The 20,482-nt window shown below is 62.8% G+C and carries 20 protein-coding genes; 2 read left to right on the top strand and 18 right to left on the bottom strand.

Annotated elements, in window-relative coordinates; genetic code table 11:
• Positions 1 to 72 precede the first annotated feature (72 nt).
• Positions 73 to 1,329, bottom strand: a complete 1,257-nt coding sequence (locus PSH73_RS26470) for an autotransporter domain-containing protein (RefSeq protein ID WP_305461629.1) — start codon at positions 1,327 to 1,329, stop codon at positions 73 to 75.
• Positions 1,330 to 1,467: 138 nt separating this feature from the next.
• On the opposite strand from PSH73_RS26470, the gene PSH73_RS26465 reads away from it, so the two are divergent.
• On the top strand, positions 1,468 to 1,746 hold the full coding sequence (locus PSH73_RS26465; protein WP_169989921.1) for a helix-turn-helix transcriptional regulator: 279 nt from the start codon (positions 1,468 to 1,470) through the stop codon (positions 1,744 to 1,746).
• 3 nt (positions 1,747 to 1,749) lie between these two features.
• Here the strand turns inward: PSH73_RS26465 and PSH73_RS26460 are convergent, their stop codons facing one another.
• The 3 genes from PSH73_RS26460 to PSH73_RS26450 are packed head-to-tail and all read right to left on the bottom strand — an operon-like array spanning position 1,750 to position 3,510.
• A complete protein-coding gene (locus tag PSH73_RS26460; protein ID WP_057961202.1) occupies positions 1,750 to 2,421 on the bottom strand; it encodes a GNAT family N-acetyltransferase in 672 nt (223 codons plus the stop codon).
• Positions 2,422 to 2,431: 10 nt separating this feature from the next.
• The gene (locus tag PSH73_RS26455; RefSeq protein WP_305461627.1) at positions 2,432 to 2,878 is read right to left on the bottom strand and encodes a GNAT family N-acetyltransferase; all 447 of its coding nucleotides are present in this window, start codon (positions 2,876 to 2,878) and stop codon (positions 2,432 to 2,434) included.
• A complete protein-coding gene (locus PSH73_RS26450; protein WP_186625686.1) occupies positions 2,875 to 3,510 on the bottom strand; it encodes an FMN-binding negative transcriptional regulator in 636 nt (211 codons plus the stop codon). The genes PSH73_RS26455 and PSH73_RS26450 overlap by 4 nt, the downstream gene beginning before the upstream one ends.
• An 87-nt stretch (positions 3,511 to 3,597) precedes the next feature.
• Here PSH73_RS26450 and PSH73_RS26445 point away from each other — a divergent pair, with 87 nt between their 5' ends.
• Entirely contained in the window at positions 3,598 to 5,139 is a 1,542-nt protein-coding gene (locus tag PSH73_RS26445) for a PLP-dependent aminotransferase family protein (protein ID WP_120734361.1), read from the top strand.
• A gap of 69 nt (positions 5,140 to 5,208) precedes the next feature.
• Here PSH73_RS26445 and PSH73_RS26440 read toward each other — a convergent pair whose 3' ends face one another.
• The 14 genes from PSH73_RS26440 to PSH73_RS26375 form a co-directional block, all read right to left on the bottom strand.
• Positions 5,209 to 6,300, bottom strand: coding sequence for a polyamine ABC transporter substrate-binding protein (locus tag PSH73_RS26440; RefSeq protein WP_120734360.1), 1,092 nt, complete (start codon positions 6,298 to 6,300; stop codon positions 5,209 to 5,211).
• A complete protein-coding gene (locus PSH73_RS26435) occupies positions 6,297 to 7,331 on the bottom strand; it encodes a histone deacetylase family protein (RefSeq protein ID WP_305461624.1) in 1,035 nt (344 codons plus the stop codon). Before PSH73_RS26435 ends, PSH73_RS26440 begins: the two co-directional genes overlap by 4 nt.
• 136 nt (positions 7,332 to 7,467) lie before the next feature.
• The gene (locus tag PSH73_RS26430) at positions 7,468 to 8,460 is read right to left on the bottom strand and encodes an AraC family transcriptional regulator (protein ID WP_057440561.1); all 993 of its coding nucleotides are present in this window, start codon (positions 8,458 to 8,460) and stop codon (positions 7,468 to 7,470) included.
• 50 nt (positions 8,461 to 8,510) lie between these two features.
• A complete protein-coding gene (locus PSH73_RS26425) occupies positions 8,511 to 9,488 on the bottom strand; it encodes an asparaginase (protein ID WP_305461622.1) in 978 nt (325 codons plus the stop codon).
• A 77-nt stretch (positions 9,489 to 9,565) separates the two neighbouring features.
• Positions 9,566 to 11,017: a sodium:alanine symporter family protein gene (locus PSH73_RS26420; RefSeq protein WP_305461620.1), complete on the bottom strand. Its 1,452-nt coding sequence runs from the start codon at positions 11,015 to 11,017 to the stop codon at positions 9,566 to 9,568.
• 1,212 nt (positions 11,018 to 12,229) lie between these two features.
• A complete protein-coding gene (locus tag PSH73_RS26415; protein WP_057440559.1) occupies positions 12,230 to 13,456 on the bottom strand; it encodes a hypothetical protein in 1,227 nt (408 codons plus the stop codon).
• A 447-nt stretch (positions 13,457 to 13,903) separates the two neighbouring features.
• Complete coding sequence (locus PSH73_RS26410) at positions 13,904 to 14,863, bottom strand: PDR/VanB family oxidoreductase (protein WP_057440558.1); 960 nt, start codon at positions 14,861 to 14,863, stop codon at positions 13,904 to 13,906.
• Positions 14,856 to 15,263: a Rid family hydrolase gene (locus PSH73_RS26405; RefSeq protein ID WP_057961195.1), complete on the bottom strand. Its 408-nt coding sequence runs from the start codon at positions 15,261 to 15,263 to the stop codon at positions 14,856 to 14,858. The genes PSH73_RS26410 and PSH73_RS26405 overlap by 8 nt, the downstream gene beginning before the upstream one ends.
• Positions 15,260 to 16,294, bottom strand: coding sequence for an aromatic ring-hydroxylating dioxygenase subunit alpha (locus PSH73_RS26400; RefSeq protein ID WP_057440556.1), 1,035 nt, complete (start codon positions 16,292 to 16,294; stop codon positions 15,260 to 15,262). Before PSH73_RS26400 ends, PSH73_RS26405 begins: the two co-directional genes overlap by 4 nt.
• A 21-nt stretch (positions 16,295 to 16,315) precedes the next feature.
• On the bottom strand, positions 16,316 to 16,543 hold the full coding sequence (locus tag PSH73_RS26395) for a recombinase-like helix-turn-helix domain-containing protein (RefSeq protein WP_034116488.1): 228 nt from the start codon (positions 16,541 to 16,543) through the stop codon (positions 16,316 to 16,318).
• A gap of 1 nt (position 16,544) precedes the next feature.
• Positions 16,545 to 16,862 carry a hypothetical protein gene (locus PSH73_RS26390; protein ID WP_057440555.1) on the bottom strand — a complete coding sequence of 106 codons (318 nt, stop codon included), beginning with the start codon at positions 16,860 to 16,862 and terminating at the stop codon, positions 16,545 to 16,547.
• Between the two features lie 2 nt (positions 16,863 to 16,864).
• Positions 16,865 to 18,007, bottom strand: a complete 1,143-nt coding sequence (locus PSH73_RS26385; RefSeq protein ID WP_198817182.1) for an FAD-dependent monooxygenase — start codon at positions 18,005 to 18,007, stop codon at positions 16,865 to 16,867.
• Between the two features lie 13 nt (positions 18,008 to 18,020).
• Positions 18,021 to 18,986, bottom strand: a complete 966-nt coding sequence (locus PSH73_RS26380) for a VOC family protein (protein WP_057440553.1) — start codon at positions 18,984 to 18,986, stop codon at positions 18,021 to 18,023.
• Complete coding sequence (locus PSH73_RS26375) at positions 18,986 to 20,479, bottom strand: aldehyde dehydrogenase (protein ID WP_057440552.1); 1,494 nt, start codon at positions 20,477 to 20,479, stop codon at positions 18,986 to 18,988. The genes PSH73_RS26380 and PSH73_RS26375 overlap by 1 nt, the downstream gene beginning before the upstream one ends.
• Positions 20,480 to 20,482 lie beyond the last annotated feature (3 nt).

Genomic DNA, 20,482 nt, shown 5'->3' with positions numbered 1-20,482 from the left:
GCCTTCGAGACTACCGCTTAATCCTCGGGGGGGCATGTGCCCCCTTTTTTTTCGTCTGCAAACCGTGCGAAATCAGAACGTCAGGGTCCATTGGCCCATCACGGCCTGGTTGCTGCTGCGCGCGCCAAAATCGCCGGTGTAGGTCAGGCCCACGCTCTGGGTGGTTGATACGCCCAGCCCCAGCCCGGCTTGCAGGGCCATGCTATTGCGGTCCAGGGCAGTGCCCTCGATGGTGAAATCGCTGTTGAACACCGACCTGTCCACCCAGGCCGAGGACTGGCGCACGCGGTTGCCGACATCGCCATACAGGTGTTTCCAGCGGGCGCTGAAATGGGGTTTGAGGGGCATCTGGTTGTCCAGGGTATAGAGGCTGGTCATGCGCAGGCCGAAGGTGCTGCTCAGGTTCTGCTGGGTCTGCTCGCCGACACTCAGGGCGCTGAGGCCGCCTTTTTCCTTGAAGCGCTCGCGCTGGTAGCGCTGATAACCGAGGCCCGCGAACGGTTCGACGGTAAAACTGCCGTGGTCCGCGCGATAGCCCATTTCGCTGAAAACCGTCTGGCTTTGCGCGGTGTACTTGCCCTTGAGTTGTTCGCGATGGTCGATGAAATCAAAATCCACGCTGCGCTTGTTCAACCCGGCGTGGTTGCTGTGGATCGCCCCCAGGCGCAAGGCCAGCGGCCCATCCTGGCGCACCGCGTAAGCCCCCAGGTGCCAGCTGTCGAGCGCGGCCTTGAAGCGTTTGGCGCTCAGGTCACTGGTCGTCTTGGCCCCCATCACACCCATGCGCCAGGCGGGGTCCACGGCCCAATCTGCGCCCAGCACCACGCCCTGGTTACGCTGTCGCAAATCGCCACCGCCGTGCTGGCCGTCCAGGCTGCCGGCGTTGCCCAGGCCCTGTAGCCAGACACGACCGTTGGCATCGCCGCTCACGTCGCTCATGGCCGCCAGCAAACTGCTCTGCAGTGGCTTCAGGCTGTTCTGGGTGGCGCTGCCTAGGTTGGCGTTCTGGCTGGCAGCCAGTTGCTCCAGCACCGCGCCGATTCTTCCAGGGGCCAGGTTGCCCATATAGCGGGCGTCATCTGCAATCAGATACTTTTCTCGCGCGCTCAGGTCGCCCGACTCCAGCAACGCATCCACCGCACGGTCCAGCACCTGGGCCACAGCCCGGCCATTGCCGGTGGTGGCGTAGTCAATGAAATAAAAAGGACTGGCCGGTTCAGGTTCGCTGGGCGGCGACCCCATATCCCCGCGTGCAGCGGCCAGTTGAATGCTCAACGCACTCAGCGCGAAAGTGATGACAAGGGCGAGTCGTTTGGATGTGCAGGGCATAGGTCCGAACCTCTGAGATGTGAGGCGGGAAATTTAGCGAGGCGCTGGAGGGATAACTGTCAGGGTAAGCGTTTGCGGTTTGCGGGAGAGATCTTCAGTGCCAGGTGAATAAAGGCGTAAGGGTTGTGGCCTGGAGGAATGTGTATTTTATTGGATACACGCGCCTTGTTGATCGAGAGTGTGGAGCAGGGCCTGGCCGAAGGCACCCTGCAGCTCGGCGAAGCCGTGCGCCGGCTGCGCGTGGAGGTCACCGGCCTGCACCAGGGCCAGTTCGCCAGGATGTGCAGGATTTCCCTGCGCACCCTGGTGCATATCGAGCACGGCGAGGGCAATCAGATGCTCAAGTCGTTGAACGCGGTGTTCCGGCCGTTCGGCTTGCAGATGGGCTTGGTCAAGGTTCGGCGTCCGTTGAGCTGAACGTCAGCCCCGGCATTCAGTCAGGGTTTTCGCCTGTCCATCGGCCGTCTGGTTAGCCTCGCCAAGCCAGGCCTCAAACCCGGCGCCGACCTTCGGCCATTCTCCATCGAGGATCGAGTACCACGCCGTGTCGCGGTTCTGCCCCTTGACCACCATATGCTGGCGGAACACCCCTTCAAAACTGAACCCCAGGCGCTCGGCTGCGTATTTGGAGCGGGCGTTACCGTTGTTGCACTTCCATTCCAGGCGCCGGTAGCCCAGCTCAAACGCGTGCCGGGCCAGCAGATACACGGCCTCGGTGCTTTTCGGTGAGCGCTGCATTGGGGCGCCGAAGGTGACGTGGCCGATTTCGATGCGGCCCTGGGCCGGGACGATCGACATCAGGCTAAGGATGCCCTGCACGTCGCCGCTGGCGCGGTCGATCACGCTGAAAAAGTACGGATCGCTATTGGCCGCGTGGTTGTTTAGCCACGCATCAAAAGCGGCGCGCTCGGTAAACGGGCCGTAGGGCAAATAGTCCCACAGCTTGGGGTCGGCACCGGGGCCCTGGAGGGCTTGCCACAGGCTATCGGTGTGGCGGGCCGGGTCGAGTTTTTCCAGGCGGATAAAGCGCCCTTCGATCAGTTGGGCGGTGGGCGCCGGGGCGCCTTTCCAGTCTGCGAGTGAGGTCGACATGCTGTGCTCCTTAAAGGCCTTTGCGAAACTGGATAAAGCCGGGACGTTCGGCGATGCGTTCGTATAACGCAATCGCAGTGGCATTGGTCTCATGGGTCAACCAGTGGACCTTGCAGCACCCCTCGGCCTTGGCGGTGATGTAGACGAATTCGATCAATTTGCGACCAACTCCGGCACCGCGCTGGGTGGCGTCCACGAACAGGTCTTGCAAGTAACAGGAGCTTTCGATGCTCCAGTTGGAGCGGTGATAGATGAAGTTGACCATACCCACCGCCTTGCCGTCCTGCCAGGCCAGGGCCGAATGGGTCGGCTCGTTGCGGTCGAGCAGGCGTTGCCAGGTGCTGGTGCTGACGGCGTCCGGCAACTGCGTGTCGTAGAAGCGCAGGTAGGCCTGCCACAGTGGCAACCAGGCAGCGTGGTCGGCGGCTTGCACCCGGCGGATGTCGATCTGGCTCATGAAGGCTCCTTGGGAATGAATCGGGCGAGGGTTTGGTCACGCACGTCAAAGCTTGCGGCCAGCCCTTCGCGTACGCCGGCGATATCCGCCGCGCTGCGGTTCTGGCTGAGCTTGCGCTTGCCTTGCAGGCGCTGGATCGGCAGGGCGAACCCGACGATGGCCTTGAGCATGCCGTCGATGTAGTCCGCCGGGGCATCGCTGACTTTCCACGGTTGGGCGCGCCCGTTTTCGTGGCGGTCGGTCAGGGCGCTGACCAGTGTGAGCAGGCGCTCGGCATCGGTGAACACCTCGGCCTGGCCATAGGCGTGGACCGCCAGGTAATTCCAGGTGGGCACCACTTTGCCGTGTTCGGCCTTGGCCGGATAAAACCCTGGGCTGACATAGGCCTCGGCACCGGCAAAAATCACCAGGGCCTCGCTGCCGTTCTGCAGGTCTTGCCACTGGCGATTGGCCTTGGCCAGATGGCCGTAGAGGGTGCCATTGGGTCCTTCATCGGGGTTGAGCAGCAGCGGCAAATGGCTGGCCTGCAGGCCGTGCTCGCCAAAGGTCACCAACTGCGCCAGGCGCGTGTGCCGGATCAGTTGCTGCAGTTCGGGCAAATCGTCGAGGGCAAAGGCGCGAGGCGTGTACATAAATATTTTCCTTGGCGAATGCCTGCATCCTAGGCAGGCTAATGGTCTGTTGTAAGAGCCATCTCAGGCCAATTTCATAGGTCCAATATGTCGCCCATGTCATTCAACCCTGCGGGTATTGAGCTGGATCGCCGTCAGGGCCTGACACGCCAGCTGTACGAGGCCCTGCGCCAGCGGGTGCTGGATGGGCGGCTGGCCAGTGGGACCCGGCTGCCCGCCAGCCGGGATCTGGCGGCGGCGTTGTCGATTTCCCGCAACAGCGTGGTGCGGGCCTACGATCAGTTGTATGCCGAAGGCTTTATCGAAGGACGGGTGGGCGATGGGACCTATGTGGCGCAATTGCCCACCACCGACCCGGGCACAAAAAAATTATCCACAAAAGTGTCCACAGGGTTATCAACAGGCTTATCCCCAGCCTTATCCACAAAACCCGCAAATATAACTGGGAATTTATCCAGTGAAGTTATCCACAGTCCCGCTCTGGGTCGTCTGGAAAACAACCATTTACCGCTGCCACCCAGTGGCCCTCCACGGGCTTTTCGTGTCGGTGTACCGGCCTTCGATCTGTTCCCGTTTGACGTCTGGGCCAAGCTGAATGCGGCTTTTTGGCGCAAGCCTGACCTGCAACAACTGTGTTACGGCAACCCGGCGGGGGATGAGCGATTGCGTGGGCTGATCGCGGCTTACTTGCGCAGCTCGCGAGGCATGCAATGCACCGCTGAGCAAATTGTGATCACCAGCGGCGCGCAACAGGCAATCAGCCTTTGTGCACAGCTACTGGTGGGCCCTGGGGATAGCGTGGCAATTGAAAATCCCGGCTACCGGGCGGCAGGGCATGCGTTTGCCAATGCCGGGGCAAAACTCCAGGGCGTGGAGGTGGACGCAGAGGGCATCGACTGCACGGCATTGAACGCGCTCAACGATTGCCGCCTAGCCTATGTCACGCCTTCCCACCAGTACCCGACGGGGGTGGTCATGAGCCTGGCCCGGCGCCTGGAGTTACTGGCCTGGGCCGAGCGCACGGGCGGCTGGATCATCGAGGATGACTACGACGGTGAGTACCGTTACAGCGGCGCGCCCCTGGCACCGCTGGCGGCCCTGGATCGCAGTGATCGGGTGCTCTATGTGGGGACTTTCGGCAAAGTCGCATTCCCGGCGTTGCGCCTGGGTTATCTGGTGCTGCCGCCGGGCTTGGTGAGCGCCTTCACCCAGCGGCGCGCCGTGGACGTGCGGCATTCGGAGGTCAGTACCCAGGCGGTGATGGCCGAGTTCATGGCAGCGGGGCACTTCCAGCGGCACATCCGGCGCATGCGCCGCGCCGCCTTGAGTCGTCGCAATGTCTTGCTGGCCGGTTGGCCCGACGACGTGCCTGGCGTGGGTAGCCTGCCCGGTGTCGCGGCAGGCTTGCACCTCACGGTACGGGTGCAAAGCCTGGCCCGTGAGGCGCAGTTAGTCGCCCAGGCCCTGGCAGCGGATGTAGAAATCAACGCCCTGAGCAGCTATTGGCTGCCCGACACCCACTCGGCACCGGCCCAGCGCGCCGGCCTGGTGCTGGGGTTTGCCGCCGTGCCCGAAGCGGCTATCGCCCAGGCCCTGGCGCGGCTGCGCAAGGCCTGGCGGGTGGGATGATCTGGGCGCGCGATCGCTTTCGGTGAGGTGGCGCCGGGGCCGGAGAGGGTGCTCCCCGGCCATGATTGCTCAGGTCCCGGACTTGATCTTGGTCCAGGCGCGGGTCCTGGCGCGCTCGGCGTCACGGGTCAGCGGCTTGAGGGTGTAGAGCGTGGCCATCGCCGCCTCGGTCGGGTACAGGTTAGGGTTGTTGCGGATCGCCGGGTCCACCAGCCCGGTCGCGTCCTTGTTCGGGTTGGGATAGCCGACAAAGTCGCTGATGGGCGCAATGACCTGGGGTTGCAGCAGGTAATTGATAAAGGTGTAGGCGTCCTGCGGGTTTTTCGCGCCCTTGGGAATGGCCAGCATATCGAACCAGATCGGCGCGCCCTCTTTGGGCAGGCGCATGTCGACAATCACCCCGTTCTTGGCTTCCCTGGCGCGGTTGGCCGCCTGGGAGAAACTGCCGGAGTAGCCGACGGCCACGCAAATGTCACCGTTGGCGATATCGGCCATGTACTTGGAGGAGTGGAAGTAGGTGATGGAGGGGCGGATCTTCATCAGCAACGCTTCGGCTTTTACATAGTCCTTGGGGTTGCTGCTGTTGGGGTCCAGGCCCAGGTGCTGCAAGGCCAGGGGCAGGATTTCCGATGGCGAATCCAGCAGCGCGACCCCGCATTGCTTGAGCTTGCTGATGTTCTCGGGCTTGAAGATCAAGTCCCAGCTGTCCACCGGCGCGTCGGCCCCCAGCACGGCCTTGACCTTGTCCGGGTTAAAGCCAATCAGGATGGTGCCGTACATATAGGGCACGGCGAATTTATTGCCCGGGTCGTTGGCTTCAATCAACTGCATCAGCTTGGGATCGAGGTGGTTCCAGTTCGGCAACTGGCTGCGGTCCAGGGGTTGGAACACCCCGGCCTCGACCTGCTTGGCCAGGAACACGTTGGACGGCACTACCACGTCGTAGCCGGAGTTGCCGGTCAGCAGCTTGGCCTCCAGGGCCTCGTTGGTGTCGAAGATGTCGTAGATCAGTTTGATCGCCGGGTTCTGGGCCTTGAAGTCGTCCAGGGCCTTGGGGGTGATGTAGTCGAACCAGTTATAGACCCGCAGGGTTTTTTCTTCGGCGTGGGCGGCGGTGCTCAGCACGGCGGCACAGAGCACAAGCGACTTGAGCATGTTCATTGGGCAGCCCCCTCAAAACCTTCGAGAACGTTGACGGCATTGATGCCGATTTCTTCCACCGCATAGCCGCCTTCCATCACAAACAGCGTCGGCTTGCCCAGGCGAGCGATACGCGCACCCATGGCCAGGTAGTCCGGGCTGTCGAGCTTGAACTGCGAGATGGGGTCGTCCTTGAATGTGTCGACGCCCAGGGACACGACGATGATGTCCGCGCCATAGCCTTCGATTGCCTGGCAGGCCTGCTCCAGTGCGGCGCTCCAGGTGTCCCAGGCGGAACCGGCCGGCAGTGGGTAGTTGAAGTTGAAGCCTTCACCGGCACCGTCGCCCAGCTCATCGGCGTAGCCGAGGAAAAACGGAAACTCTGCCTCCGGATGCCCGTGGATCGAAGTGAACAGCACGTCACTGCGCTCATAGAAAATCGACTGGGTGCCGTTGCCGTGGTGGTAATCGACATCGAGGATCGCGACCTTTTTGCGGCCCTGATCGAGAAAGGCCTGGGCGGCGATGGCGGCGTTATTGAGGTAGCAATAACCGCCCATCAAGTCACTGGCGGCATGATGCCCCGGCGGGCGGCACAGGGCGAAGGCACTGTGGGCACCGTTTTGGATCGCGTGTTGTGCGGTCAGCGCGACCTGCGCTGCGCTGTAGGCGGCTTGCCAGGTGCCGGCGGTGATCGGCGCACCGCCATCGAAGCTGTAATAGCCCAGTTGACCATGCAGGCTGGTGGGCAATACGCGGCGCAGGGTGCGGGCGGGCCAGGTGTAGGGCAGCAGGTCACCGTCCTGGCCGAAGGCCGTCCAGCGTTGCCATGCCCCTTTGAAAAACTCCAGGTAGTCGCGGCTGTGAATACGTTGCAGCGGCGCCAGGCCAAAGTCCTGCGGCGCTTGCACCGGGCCCAGTTCACGGTCCTTGACCCGTTGCAGCACATGGTCGGCGCGCGAAGGCATTTCGAAGCAGGGCATCAACTGGCCGTCCATCAATTCGCAACGGCCATGGTGCAGGTGGTGATCGTCCGAGTAGATCGTCAGCATTTTTATTGTTCTCCGCAGGCAGCTTGGGATGCCTTGCAGTGTTGCGGTGTACGCAGGTTTGGAGAACGGCAGGAGCGGCCAAAAGGGGATAAATATGGCCAAATTGTCTGTCCGAAATTCGCCCCTACATGGGGCGTCATGCTCGAAATTGACTCGGCGCTACACCGCTCCAGCGTACAAAGGCATGCCGGAAGCTCGCGGTCTCACTGAAACCCAACTGCTCGGCGATGCGGTAGATCGGCCACTGGTCTTGCGCCAACAGTTGCTTGGCGCGCTCAAAGCGCAGTTCGTCCAGCAGTTCCTGGTAGCTGCAGCCCAGGTCATGCAGGTGCCGGCGCAGGGTGCGGGGTGAACAGTTCATCTGCTGGGCCAGGCCATCCAGCCCGGGGGCGGCGTGCAGTTGCGCCGCGAGCAACTGGCGCACCCGCCCCAGCCAGGCCTCGCGCCCGGTGAATTCGGTGTTCTGTTTGCGGCAGCGCTCGGCCATCGCCCGATGGGTCACCGTGTCGGCCAGGGGCAACGGTTGGGCGAGCCAGCGTTGGTCAAAGGCGAACGCATTGGCAGTGGCCTGGAATTGCAGCGGGCAGTCGAAACACTCGGCGTAGCGCGCCTGATAATCCGGCGCGGCATGCTCAAAGCGCGCACCCAGCAGCGGCAGCGGGTGGCCGAGCAAGTCGTCGCAGATTACCTTCAGCGATCCCAGGCACAGCTCCACATTGAAGGCGGTCAGTGCCGGGCTTTCGCGGTAATCGCTGGCGGTGAACCAGATACGCTCACCGTCTTGCTCCAGGCTCAGCTCGAACAGTGTTCCCAACAGCGCCGGATAACGTAGGGCCAGGCGCAAAGCGTCACCGAAAGTGGCACTGGTGAGCAGCGCATAGCCGAGCATGCCGTAGGCCGATACGTGCATCCGTCGCCCCACGATCAGCCCGATATCACGCTGCAAGGCCACGGCATTGGCGCACACCTGCATTTCCTGGTGCGTGGCGATGCGTGTGTCGGCGCGGCTCAAGTCCGCCGCACAGATGCCACTGCCGGCCAGCAGCGCTTCGGCGGGCAAGCCTTCGGCCTTGAAGGTGCTGAGCACCAGGGAAACGGCATTGAGGGTGGTGAGGTGGGAGTGCAGCATGGGAACTTCCAGCCAGGGGATGGCTGGAAGTGGAGCAAGTTATATGCCGCTCAGCTCAGTTCACCGCACAGGTCCAGTTCGACCAGACGCCGTACTGCGTCGTTGGGCAGCCCGGCGCCGAGCAGGGCTTGCAGCTTGCCGAACACGGCTTCGCGGGTCATGCCGCCACCGGACAACACGCCGACCCCACGCAAGCGGCTGCCCGCTTCATACACGTCCAGTTCCACGCCACCTTCATGGCATTGGGTGATTGCGACCACCACCACGTCCCGATCCAGCGCGCGCTGCAGGCTGGCGAGGAACGCCGGGTTATCGCTGGGCCCGGTGCCGCTGCCAAAGCATTCGAGCACCAGCGCCTGGATGCCGCTGGCGACCAGGGCGTCCAGTTGCCCGGCATCAATGCCCGGCACCAGCGGCAACACACCGACATTGGCCAGGGCCTTGGGCTGGCGGTAGTCCAGGGCGGCGGGCAGGGCCTGGGCCTTGGCCACGCCACCGTTGCGCTGCAGTGCAGCAAAGGGATGGCGGCCAAAACTGCGGATTTTCGCGCAGCGGGTCGGCGCCATCAGTGCGCCGTGGAAGTACAGGTGCACACCGGGCGCGAGGCCTTCGCCCAACGCTGTCAGGGCGCCGCTGACGTTTTCCCAGGCATCGCTGTCAGGCACGCCGGCCGGCAGCATTGAACCGGTGAACACCACGGGCGCCGGTAGGCCCAGCAGCTGGAAACTCATGGCTGCCGCGCTGTAGGCCAGGGTGTCGGTGCCGTGCAAAATCAGCACGCCATCGCAGCCCTCGTCCACAGCCTCGACCACGGCGCTGCGCAGGCGTTGCCAGTAGGCGGGCGTCATATTGGCGCTGTCGATCAGCGGCGACATTTCCCGAAAGCGCCAGGCTGGCGCAGGCAGGTGGGCAAGCTGTTCGCGCATGCGCGCTTCAAAGCCCGAAGCGGGCGCCAGGCCGTTGGCGCTGGCCTGCATGCCGATGGTGCCGCCGGTGTAGAGCACCATGATGGTGTTAGCTTTGGACATCGAAGAATCTCCTGAACGAAAAACGCCGCCGGGCCCAGAGCATGCCCAAGGCCGGGCGGCGTGTCATCTATCTAGGCTCAGCGTTGCACTTGGGCGTTCAGTTCAGCAGTCGCTTGAACCGTTGGCTCCGGCTGCACCGGGTTGGCCGGCCAGGCCTTGCGGTCCAGGTCCAGGTCAGGGAACTGGCTGGAATCGAACACCGGGGTCTTGATGCCCGCCGCGCGCTGGCTGTCGTAGTCGTTGAGGATGCGCATAGCGATCTTGAACAGGAACGCCAGGGCGAACAGGTTGACGAACGCCAGCATGGTCATGGTGATGTCGGCGAAGGCGAACACGGTGCTCAGGTTCTCGATCGAACCCCAGAAGATCAGCACCAGCACCAGCGCGCGATAACCGATCAGCACCTTGCGGTTGTTGCCCACCAAAAAGCGCAGGTTGCTCTCGCCCAGGTAGTAGTTGTACATGATCGAGGTGAACACGAACAACGCCAGGGCCACCGAGATAAACATCCGGCCCCAGTCACCGACCACCGCCGCCAGGGAGTTCTGGGTCAGGGCAATGCCGTCGCCTTCAAAGCCTGGGGTGTAGAAGCCCGAGAGCAGGATCAGCAGGGCAGTGCAGGTGCAGATGATGAAGGTGTCGAGGAACACGCTGAACGCTTGCACCACACCTTGGGCGACCGGGTGTTCCACCGAGGCCACGGCTGCCACGTTGGGCGCGCTGCCCAGGCCCGCTTCGTTGGCAAACACGCCGCGCTTCACACCCATGATGATCGCGCTGCCCACCAGGCCGCCGAAGGCCTGGTCCAGGCCAAAGGCGCTCCTGACGATGGTCGCGAGCATGGCCGGCACCTGGTCGAATTGCAGCACGATCACGTAGACCGTCACGGCGATATAGACCAGGGTCTTGACCGGTACCAGCAGGTCGGCAATCGAGGCAATGCGCTTGATCCCGCCGATAAACACCAGGCCCAGCAACACCGCCAGCGCCAGGCCGGTGTAGGTGGTGTCGAAGCCAAAGGCGTTGTTCAGCGAGTGGGTCACGGCATGGGCTTGCAGGCCATTGAAGGCGAACCCGAAGGTCACCAGCAGCAGAAACGCCATGACCATCCCCAGCCAGCGTTTTTGCAGGCCGTGCTGGATGTAATAGGCCGGGCCGCCACGGTAGGTGCCTTCGGCGTCGGTACGTTTGTAGAGCTGGCCCAGGGAGCACTCGATAAAGCTCGAAGACATGCCCACCAGCGCGGTGACCCACATCCAGAACACTGCGCCCGGGCCGCCCAGGGTCACGGCAATGCCGACCCCGGCGATGTTACCGGCACCCACTCGTCCGGCCAGGCTGAGCATCAGCGCCTGGAACGAGCTGAGTTGGCCGGCACTGCTTTTCAGGCTGTCGCGAAACACCGCGAACATATGAAAGAAGTGACGAAACTGAACGAAACGCGAGCGGATCGTGAAGTAACCACCGAGCCCGACAATGAGCACGATCAGTACTTTTCCTGAGAGGAAGTCGTTGATGACTTCTAGCATGGAGTATTCCTCGCTGTTTTCTGTAAAGGCAAAAGCCGGACGGCTCGACTCCACACCATTTCGCAGACAGCACGATAGGTGGGGCGAGGGCTCGTCCCGGTTCCATGTCGCGGGTTGTTATTAGTTCGGCGTTCGCATGCGGCTGACGATCGTGCATGCGAAGAGGGGCGGCACTATACCTAGGTGTGCGCCAGCCGTCTGCAAGCAGCGCAATTGAGCGAGGAATGGTCGAGTGTCACACTGACCTAATGTGGGAGCTGTTGAGCTTTGGTGAGGCTGCGATGGGCATGAGTCTCTACGCGACTTGCTCTTTTTTGGTTGTTGGGTATGAGTACATATCCGTTGCTGCGGTCATGGCGGCTATTGGTTCCGCTCTTACAGCGGGTCACTTTTGGAAAAGAGCCCCAAAAGTAACCAAAAGGGCTCCTGCCCCACCACTCGGCACCTCGCCTAGGCTCGGTGTGCCCGTCATCCGACATTGATTTGGGGGGCCGCCGCGATGGGCCATCCCTGGCCCAGCGCGGCTAAACCGGCGTCCTGCCGGTTTACCCCCCAAATCAAAATCGGATGACGGCCAGCGTGGTTTAACGGGGCGCCTCAGATCAAAAGCAAAGCGAGACGGCCTGACAGCCGACCTGATCGTCTAGGCGTACGCTTATACCTGTGGGAGCTGGCTTGCCTGCGATGGTGGTGTATCAGTCGATAAATGTATTGGCTGATGTACCGCCATCGCAGGCAAGCCAGCTCCCACAGGGAATGCAGCTTCGCGCTCTGGCTTTGCTGTTGCTGTGGCTCTGCTTTTGATCTGGCTTTTGATCTTGATCTAAGGCGCCCCGTTAAACCACGATGGCCGCAGGCAGGTATTGCGCAGTGGGCACCCCGGCATGGATGCCGGGGTAGCCGCGACACGGCCATGGATGGCCGATCGCGGCGGGCCCACGGAGCAATGCCTGACTGCGGGCATGCCGAGCCTAGGCGAGGCACCGAGTGGTGGGGCAAGAGCCCTTTTGGTTACTTTTGGCTGGGCCGGCACTCCGGGCTCTTTTCCAAAAGTGACCCGCTGTAAGAGCGGAACCAATAGCCGCCATGACCCCAGCAACGGATATGTACACAAACCCAATAAGCACCAGAGAAAAGAGTTGTGTAAAGACTCATGCCTATCGCAACCTCGCCAAAGCTCAACAGCTCCCACCTTTGATTTTTGTTGCCTGGTTAGAAGTAGTAACCAATATTCACGTTGGTGCGGTAATACCACTCGTTGCTGCCCACCGAGCTGGTATTGGTAAAGCCGCTGCCATTCTCGGCCCCGCCATAGGGGTTGGCGTTGCGCGCCCAGGTAAAGTCGACCCAGGCCATCACCGGCATCGCCAGGAACTGCGCGCCCACGGTGAACATCTGCGAATCATCCCAGGCGCTCTTGTCTTTCATCATCCGGCTGTAGTCGGTGTACAACTTGACCTTCTTCAACTGCCCCAGCGTCGGCGTGTAGACGTCATAGCCGAGGTTGATCGAGGCGAGGGTGGCCTTGGATGCGATCAGGTACGCGGGGGTCAGGCCGTTGCCACCCATCAGCACCGAGTCCTTGCTGACGCCGGTGGGGTTTTCAGGGTCGTATTCGTAGCGGATGGCCTGGCTGGTAACGGTCCACAGCCCCTTGTTGATGATGGCGTGTACACCGGCGGCCCAGTAGTCGCCGTCGTCCCGGGTGGTGGCGTTGTACAGCTGGGCGGTGGCCAGCGAGGCGCCGATCTCGGTTTTCCAGCCATCGCTGTTGAAGGTCCGTGCTACGCGGGCGTTGAGTTGGTTGCGCTTCTCGTTGTCCTGGCGCGATTGGATCGCGGCAATCGCATTGTCCTTCAGGTCGGCGTAACGCCCGACTTCAGGCGAATAGCGAAGGTCGCTGGGCAACATGCGCGGGAAGAAGCCAAGCTGCACGTCCCAGTCCTGGTCCTTGTAGCTGTACTTGAGGCCGGTGCCGGCACTTGAGGCATAGCCCATGAAAAACGGCAGGTGGTAACTCCAGCCAAATTGCGGATACGGCTCCAGGCCAAACGGCTTGAACGGCGCTCCCAGTTGCACGTTGGAGTTGGCATTGAGCCGATAGCCGACGAAACCACGGTCGATGGAGCGCTTGCCGTCGTCCTGGAACCAGTAGCCGATATCGCTGTAGAGGCTCTTGTAGGTGGCCTGCACGTCCAGGCGGAACGTGTCGAAGAGGAAGCGGCCATTGTTCTCGGTGGTGTCCCAATGCTCGTCGCGATAGTTGGTACGCAACGCACCGCCGATATCCAGGCTGGCGTCGCCGGCCTCACTGCGCCAGGCAATATGCGGGAATGGTTTATTGGCGGCGTTGGCCCGCACCGGTTCGGAAGGGATGGGTTCTGCGGCGAAACTGCTGAAACTGGCAAACATCAATCCTGCACACAAGACACGCTTCATAGAGACCTCTCTACCGGGTAATCGGCAACACTCGTCCGCTTGCCTTTAAAGGCAACTAAGGAGGGAGCGGGTCTTACCGGGTTTAAGTGTTGGTTATTATTGTTTTATCGGCGAAACGCCGTTTAATCAGTGAATGCACAGGGGTAGAGCAGGAAGTGTGCCAGGCGGCGTATTTACTGGGGTTTTATAAAAACCTGCTTGAAAACAATTGTTTATATGGGAAACAAAGCGCTTTGTATAACCCATGAAACAACCTGTAAGTGCGGTAACAAAGTTGCTCGGGATAGGTGCGTCTTTATTGCACGCTGCCAATGAAACGGGCAATTTTGTGTTTTACGGGTGAATAATAAGTTGCCTACTTATTTACTCGATAGATCGTCTGCCTGACATCGTGGCGAGGGGACAAGCCCCCTCGCCACAACAGCCCCACCACCGAGCCTATGCAGACTAAAGGTCCAGCACCAAGCGCCGGCTCTTGCAGCCCGAAACGCACACCATCATCGACGTGTTCGCCGCACGCTCGGCCTTGGTCAGTACCCCGTCGCGGTGGTCGATCTCGCCTTCCACCACCCGCGTTTCACAGGAGCCGCACACCCCCTCGCGGCAGCTGTGGTCAATGTCGCAACCGGCTTCGAGCAACACATCCAGCAAACTCAAACCGGGCTCCACCGACAGCGTCTTGCCGGACTTTTTCAGCTCCACGCTATAGCGGCTCTGGGCATCTTCGCTGGGCGGCAGTTCGGCGGCGGTAAAGCGCTCGATATGCGCATGGGGATAACCCAGGCGCTCACAGGTGCCCTCGAACGCATCCAGCATCGGCGTCGGCCCGCAGCAGTAGAAGTGCGTATCTGCCGGCTGGCCAGCGAGGTAGGCGGCGAGGTCCGGCGGCACGCCTTTCTCGTCGTTGAAGTGGTACACCACCCGCGCATCCAGGCCGTTCAAGGCTTCCACCAATGCCGCTTCCTGGCGCGAGCGCGCGCAATAGATCAGCTCGGCGGATTTTCCCTGGGCCAGCAACTGGCGGAACATGCAGTAGATCGGGGTAATGCCGATGCCACCGGCCACCAGCACACTGTGGCTGGCGCTCAGGTCCAGCGCGAAGTTGTTGCGCGGCGCCGAGATCGACAGCGGCATGCCGACCCGCAGTTGGCTGTGCACATATTCCGAGCCGCCGCGGCTGTTGCGGTCACGCAGGATGCCCACGGTGTAGCGCCCCTGGTCGCTGGGGGAGTTGAGCAGCGAGTAGCTGCGCACCAGGCCGTTGGCCAGGTGCAGGTCGATGTGCGAGCCGGCCTCGAACGGCGGGAACACGGTATCGCCCAACGGCCGAAACTCCACGCTGATGATGCCTTCGGCTTCATAGCGCAGGGTATGCACGCGGGCATTGAGCAGGGAGGGCTTAGACATCATTCACCTCTGTGACGGTACGCAGGTCGACATCGAGCTGGGCACTGGCCTCGATCTCGACCCGTAGTTCAGGAAACACCAGTGCGTTGACGGCCACCAGGGTGGACGTGGGAAACACGGCCTGCCCGGCGAAAAAATCCCGTCGGGCGCGGCCCACTTGGTCTTTGTCGGCGATATCAGTGAGGTACACCGTCAGCCGGTAGATATTGCCCACGTGCCCGCCGGCCGCCGTCACCAGCGCCTGGATCTTGCCCAGCACCACCAGGGTCTGGGCGTAGCAATCCAGGGGGGCCTCGCGGCTGGCGGGGTGCGCGGTCATCCCCGACATCACCACTTCGCGGCCGATCAGCAGCGCATTCGACCAACTGGCCCCGGCGGGCGCCACCACGACCGCGTTCATGGCAGTTGCTTCGCGTCGATCAGTTCAAGCTGGGCCTTGGCCGCGTTTTTCAGGTAACGGCGCATGCGCACCACGCCCAGGTCGTGCTGGTAGAGGTTTTCGCGCTGGTTGGCGTCCGGCTCCATGAATTCCAGCAGCACCCGATCCTGCTCCAGCACGGCCCAGTGCCGCGCTTCCAGGCGGTTCTTGTAAAGGAAGCGCCAGGTGTCGCGCTGCCAGCCGGTCAGCGGTCGGCAGCGCCAGTGGAACACCGCCGAGAGCGCGCGGCTGCTCGGCGTGTAGCTGCCGATAATGGTGAAGTTGCCGCCCGGGCCGCCGGTTTTCGGGTAGGGGATTTCCAGGCGCAGCCAATGGCAGCCGTTGTCCATGAACTCGGTCCAGTCGAAGTTCACCCCGCGCTGGCCTTCCTTCTCGAAGAAGAACCCGTTGTCGGTGTCGCGGGTGACGAACTTGGCGGTGGCTTCGCCTTCACTCATCGAGTGCGACATCTTGTGCAGGTAGGTGCCGTGCATCGGGTCCATGACGTTGTCGATCACGTAGCGGTAGTCGCCTTTCCACTCGGTGTAGCAGACGAAGCTGCTCCACTCCGGCGAGGTCAGTTGCTCGGGCAGCACCAGTTCCGGCGGGGTCTCTAAATGCGCGTCGGTGGCATTGAACAAAAAGATCGCGCCTGCCGCTTCGCGGGTATGGAACATGCGGGTCGGGCGGCTGCCTTCGAGTTTGCAGCCGGGGCTGCCGGGCACCTTGGTCACGGTGCCGTCACAGCGCACTTCGACGCCGTGATACGGGCATTGCAGGCGATCACCCAGCACCGGGCCCTGGGACAGCGGCGCGCCGCGATGGGGGCAATGGTCTTCGAGGGCGTGTACGCGGCCATCGTTGTCGCGCCACAGGGCGATCTTGTAGCCGAGGCGGCGCACCGACACCGGCTTCTCCCCCAACAGGTCCGAAGGCAACACCGGGAACCAGAGGTCTTTGAGGCCATTGGCCAGATGGTTTTCAACAGGGTCGACGGTCAATTGCATAGTCATTGTTCTATTCCTTCTGCCGGGTCATTCGCCCAGCCGGGCCATCAGGGTTTGATAGGCATCTGCCGTCCACTCGCCGCTGGTCAGCGGGCAGGGCGGGCCGGCCAGGTTGAGGTGGGCGAGCAGCGCCGGCAGCTCGGTCACGCCGTTGCCGAAGGCGCGTTCGATGGAGTCGCCCAGCAGCTCTTCAAACTGGGTATTGGGCCGTTTGCGCGCCTGATGGGGCTCGAGGAAGCGTTCGGTAGTGCTCATGTCATTGACCTCCGTTGCGTACCCGTTCGCGGATGGTTTCGCGCACGGGGATAAAGTCGTATGTCGGGAAAACTTCAGTGCTGAACACGCCCCACGCCGAGCGCTCAAGCTCGACGTTAAGGGCTGGCAGCAGGCTCGGCGGCAAGCGCAGGGTGACGATCTGGCCCAGGCCCATGGCCACGGTCCAGCTCACCAACTCCACGCCCTGCGGTGGAAAACGCTCCCACCAATCCTGCTGCTTCATATGCCGCTGAATGTCTTCCAGGTTCTTCGATTGGTCGTGCTTGAGCAGCACGGTCACCAGCAAGCTGTCGCTCATGTTCAGGCCGCGCTTTGGATGGGGATGGTCCAGGCGTCGTAGCCATAGACCCAATCGGCGTTGCCGCCGTCCTTGAGCCACTGGTTGCCCCGCGAGCCGATCTGGATCTGGCTGGTGCGTTCCAGGCGCGCCTGCTGATAGCCCTGCAAGGCCGCGGCGACCTGGGACGGGCTGTCGAGGTCTTGCAGGTAACGGGCGAGCACCACCGCATCCTCGATGGCCTGGCCGGCACCCTGGGCCATGAACGGCATCATCGGGTGGCAGGCATCGCCCAGCAGGGTGATCGGGCCCTTGGACCAGAACGGCAGCGGGTCGCGCTCATACAGCGCGGTCTTGAGCACATCGCTGCACGCATCCAGCAGGGCACGGGCGTCGGGGTGGAACGCCTGATAGTGGCTGCGCAGCTCGTCGGCATCGCCAGCGCTGGTCCACGACTCTTCGTGCCAGCTGTCCTGGGCGGTGGTGGCGAAGATAAAAATATCTTTGCCCTGGTTGAGCGGGAACGTAACGATCTGGCTCTGCGGGTTGGGGCCCCACCACTTGGTAAAGGCCTGGATATTCGGCACATGGGCCACCAACTCGGCCGGCACCACCGCGCGGTACGCCACCACCCCGGTAAAGCGCGGGTGCTCTTCGCCAAACAGCGCGTTGCGCACCACCGAGTGGATGCCGTCGGCGCCGATCAGCACATCGCAGCGGTGCTGGCTGCCGTCCTTGAAGTGCAGGCAGATGCCGTCGTCAGTGTGCTCAACCCGCTCGGCGCGCTTGGCGAATTGCACCTGCTCCAACGGGAACACTTCGGCCAGGGCAGCCAGCAGGTCGGCGCGGTGGATGGTCAGTTGCGGGGCGCCGTACTTTTGCTCGGCGGCGTCGGACATTTCCAGGCGTGAAGTCTCTTCGCCGCTGTCCCACATCCGGCTGATGCGATGGGTCGGCCGGGCGGCCGGGATGCGCACGGCGGCGCCAATCCCCAGGCCATCCAGCGCACGTACCGCGTTGGGGGTGAGGTTGATGTCGGCGCCGACCCGCAAAAAGGCCTTGGACTGTTCAAACACGGTGACCTGGTGACCGGCGCGGTGCAGGGCGATGGCGGCGGTCAGGCCGCCGATACCGGCACCGGCGATAGCAATATTCAGGGAAGGCATGGGCGACTCCTGCTCAGGATTTGGGTTTGTCGGTGAGGAACTTGCCTTGCGGCGCCTCGACGTGTTGTTGGCGCCGGGTATTGCCGTCGATACCGCCGGCAATTGCCCATTCGGCGAACACCGTGGGGCCCGGCTCAAAGGTGCGTGGCTGCCATTCGCCGGTCAGTTGATCTTCGTCGGCGTAGTACTCCACCAGCGCGCCGGCGGGGTTCTTGAAGTACCAGAAAAACGCCGAAGACACCGGGTGACGCCCAGGGCCGATCTCGGTCGGCCAGCCGCTGCGGGACACGTGCATGCCACCGCCAAACACCTCGTGCACATCGCGCACGGTAAAGGCCACATGGTTCAGTCCCGCCCGTGGCGCCGGCAGTTGCAGCATGAACAGGTCGTGGTGGCCGCCTTCCTCGGCGGTGCGCAAAAAGGCCCCGCGATCCGGGTAGCGGTCCGAGGCCTGGAAGCCGAAACGCTCGTGGTAGAAGGCTTCGCAGGCGTTCACGTCCTTGACGAAAAACACCACGTGACCGACTTCAATCGGCGTGGCGCGCTCGTAGATCGGCGCCGCCTTGTTGATCCGGCCCTTGGTCTGCCAGGTGTTGTGGCCGCTGCACTCGATCTCCAGCTCGCGCTTACGCGTGACTTGCAGGCGGATCGCTAGGCCGTTGGGGTCGGTGCAGCCGATGCGCCCGTTACCCTCGATAAACCCCGGGTCGTTGGCGATGCGTTCGGCGTACAGCGCAAGGTCCGTCGCGTCGGCCACGCCCCACACCACTTCGCGCACGGTGGAGCCGGCCTCGATGGCGGGCGGCAGGCCGGGTTTGTTCAGGTCGGCGAGCACTACGCGGCAGCCATTGAGGGTCTCGAAGATCACCTCATCGGGTTGCGTGCTGACCTGGGTCAGGCCCCAGTCGCTGAAAAAACGCACGCAGGTGTCGAGGTCCTCGACGCCATAGGTGACTTCATCAATACCTAAAACGCTCATCACGCTACCTCGTGTGGCACACCGGCCCAGGCCAGTGGCTGTTGGTTCATGCCCCAGTAGAGGCTCTTCTGTTCCATGTATTGCAGGATCCCCAGGCGGCCTTTTTCGCGGCCCAGGCCGCTGTCGCGCCAACCGCCGAACGGTGTGGAAATCGAGAACTGTTTGTAGGTGTTGATCCACACGGTGCCGGCCTGCAAGCGCCGGCCCAGGGCCCAGGCGCGCTTGTAGTCGCGGGTCCAGATGCCTGCCGCGAGGGCGTACAGGCTGTCGTTGGCCTGCTCCAGCAATTGCTCTTCGTCGTCGAAGGGCATGGCCACCAGCACCGGGCCGAAGATTTCTTCCTGGCATACCTGTTGTTGGTTGTGCAGGCCCTCAAGGATGGTCGGCGGGTAGAAGTAGCCCTGGTCATACAGGCCACCGCTGGGGCGCTGCCCGCCCAGGCGCAGGCGCCCGCCTTCGGCCAGGCCGAGGGCGACATAACGTTCCACCGATTCACGATGGCCGGCGCTGATCAGCGGGCCCATCTGCGTGTTTTCGTCGGCCGGGTCGCCCATGCGCAGGTTCGCGGCGGCGGCTACCAGGCGTTGCATAAAGGGCTCGTACAGGGCGCGCGCGACAAACAGCCGCGAGCCGGCAATACAGGCCTCGCCCGAGGAGCTGAAAATGCCGTAGAGCACGCCCGCCACTGCGTGGTCGAGGTCGGCGTCATCAAGGACGATGGTCGGCGACTTGCCGCCCAGCTCCAAAGACACCGGCATCATCTTGTCGGCGGCGATATGGGCGATGTGCTTGCCAGTGCGGGTGCCGCCGGTGAACGACACGCGCTTGACCAGCGGGTGGCGGGTCAGGGCGTCGCCCAGCAGCGAGCCCTTGCCGGGCAGCACGCTGATCAGGCCCTTGGGCAGGCCGGCCTCTTCGCACAGACTGGCCAGGCGCAGGGCCAGCAGCGGGGTGATTTCCGCCGGTTTGATCACCACCGCATTGCCCGCCGCCAGGGCTGGCGCGACCTTCTGCGCCTCGCTGGCAATCGGTGAGTTCCACGGGGTGATCGCGGCGACCACGCCCATCGGCTCATACACGCTCATGCTGACGAAATCACCGCGCGACGGGGTGATGGTTTCTTCCAGGGTTTCGCAGGCGGCGGCGAAGAACTGGAAAGTGCCGGCCGCACTGGCCACCAGCGCACGGGTTTCATTGATCGGCTTGCCGTTGTCCTGGCGTTGCAGCTGCGCCAGTTCCTCACTGTGCAGGCGGATCAGCTCGGCGATGCGGTACAGCACACCGGCCCGCTCATGGGGTTTGCGCTGGGCCCAGCCGCTGTGCAGGAAGGCCTGGTGCGCGCCCTGGATGGCGTCTTCCACATCCTGCAAATCGGCAGCGTTAAGCCAGGCCACGGCCTCGCCAGTGGCCGGGTAGCGGCTGGCGTAGCGCTCGCCACGGCCCAGGCGCCAGTGGCCGGCGATGCAGATCGGTAAAGTCTGTTCGAGGGTCATCGA

It is taken from the genome of Pseudomonas sp. FP2294 (genome assembly GCF_030687625.1).
Lineage (GTDB): Bacteria > Pseudomonadota > Gammaproteobacteria > Pseudomonadales > Pseudomonadaceae > Aquipseudomonas > Aquipseudomonas shahriarae.
This window is presented reverse-complemented; position numbering and strand designations above follow the sequence as displayed.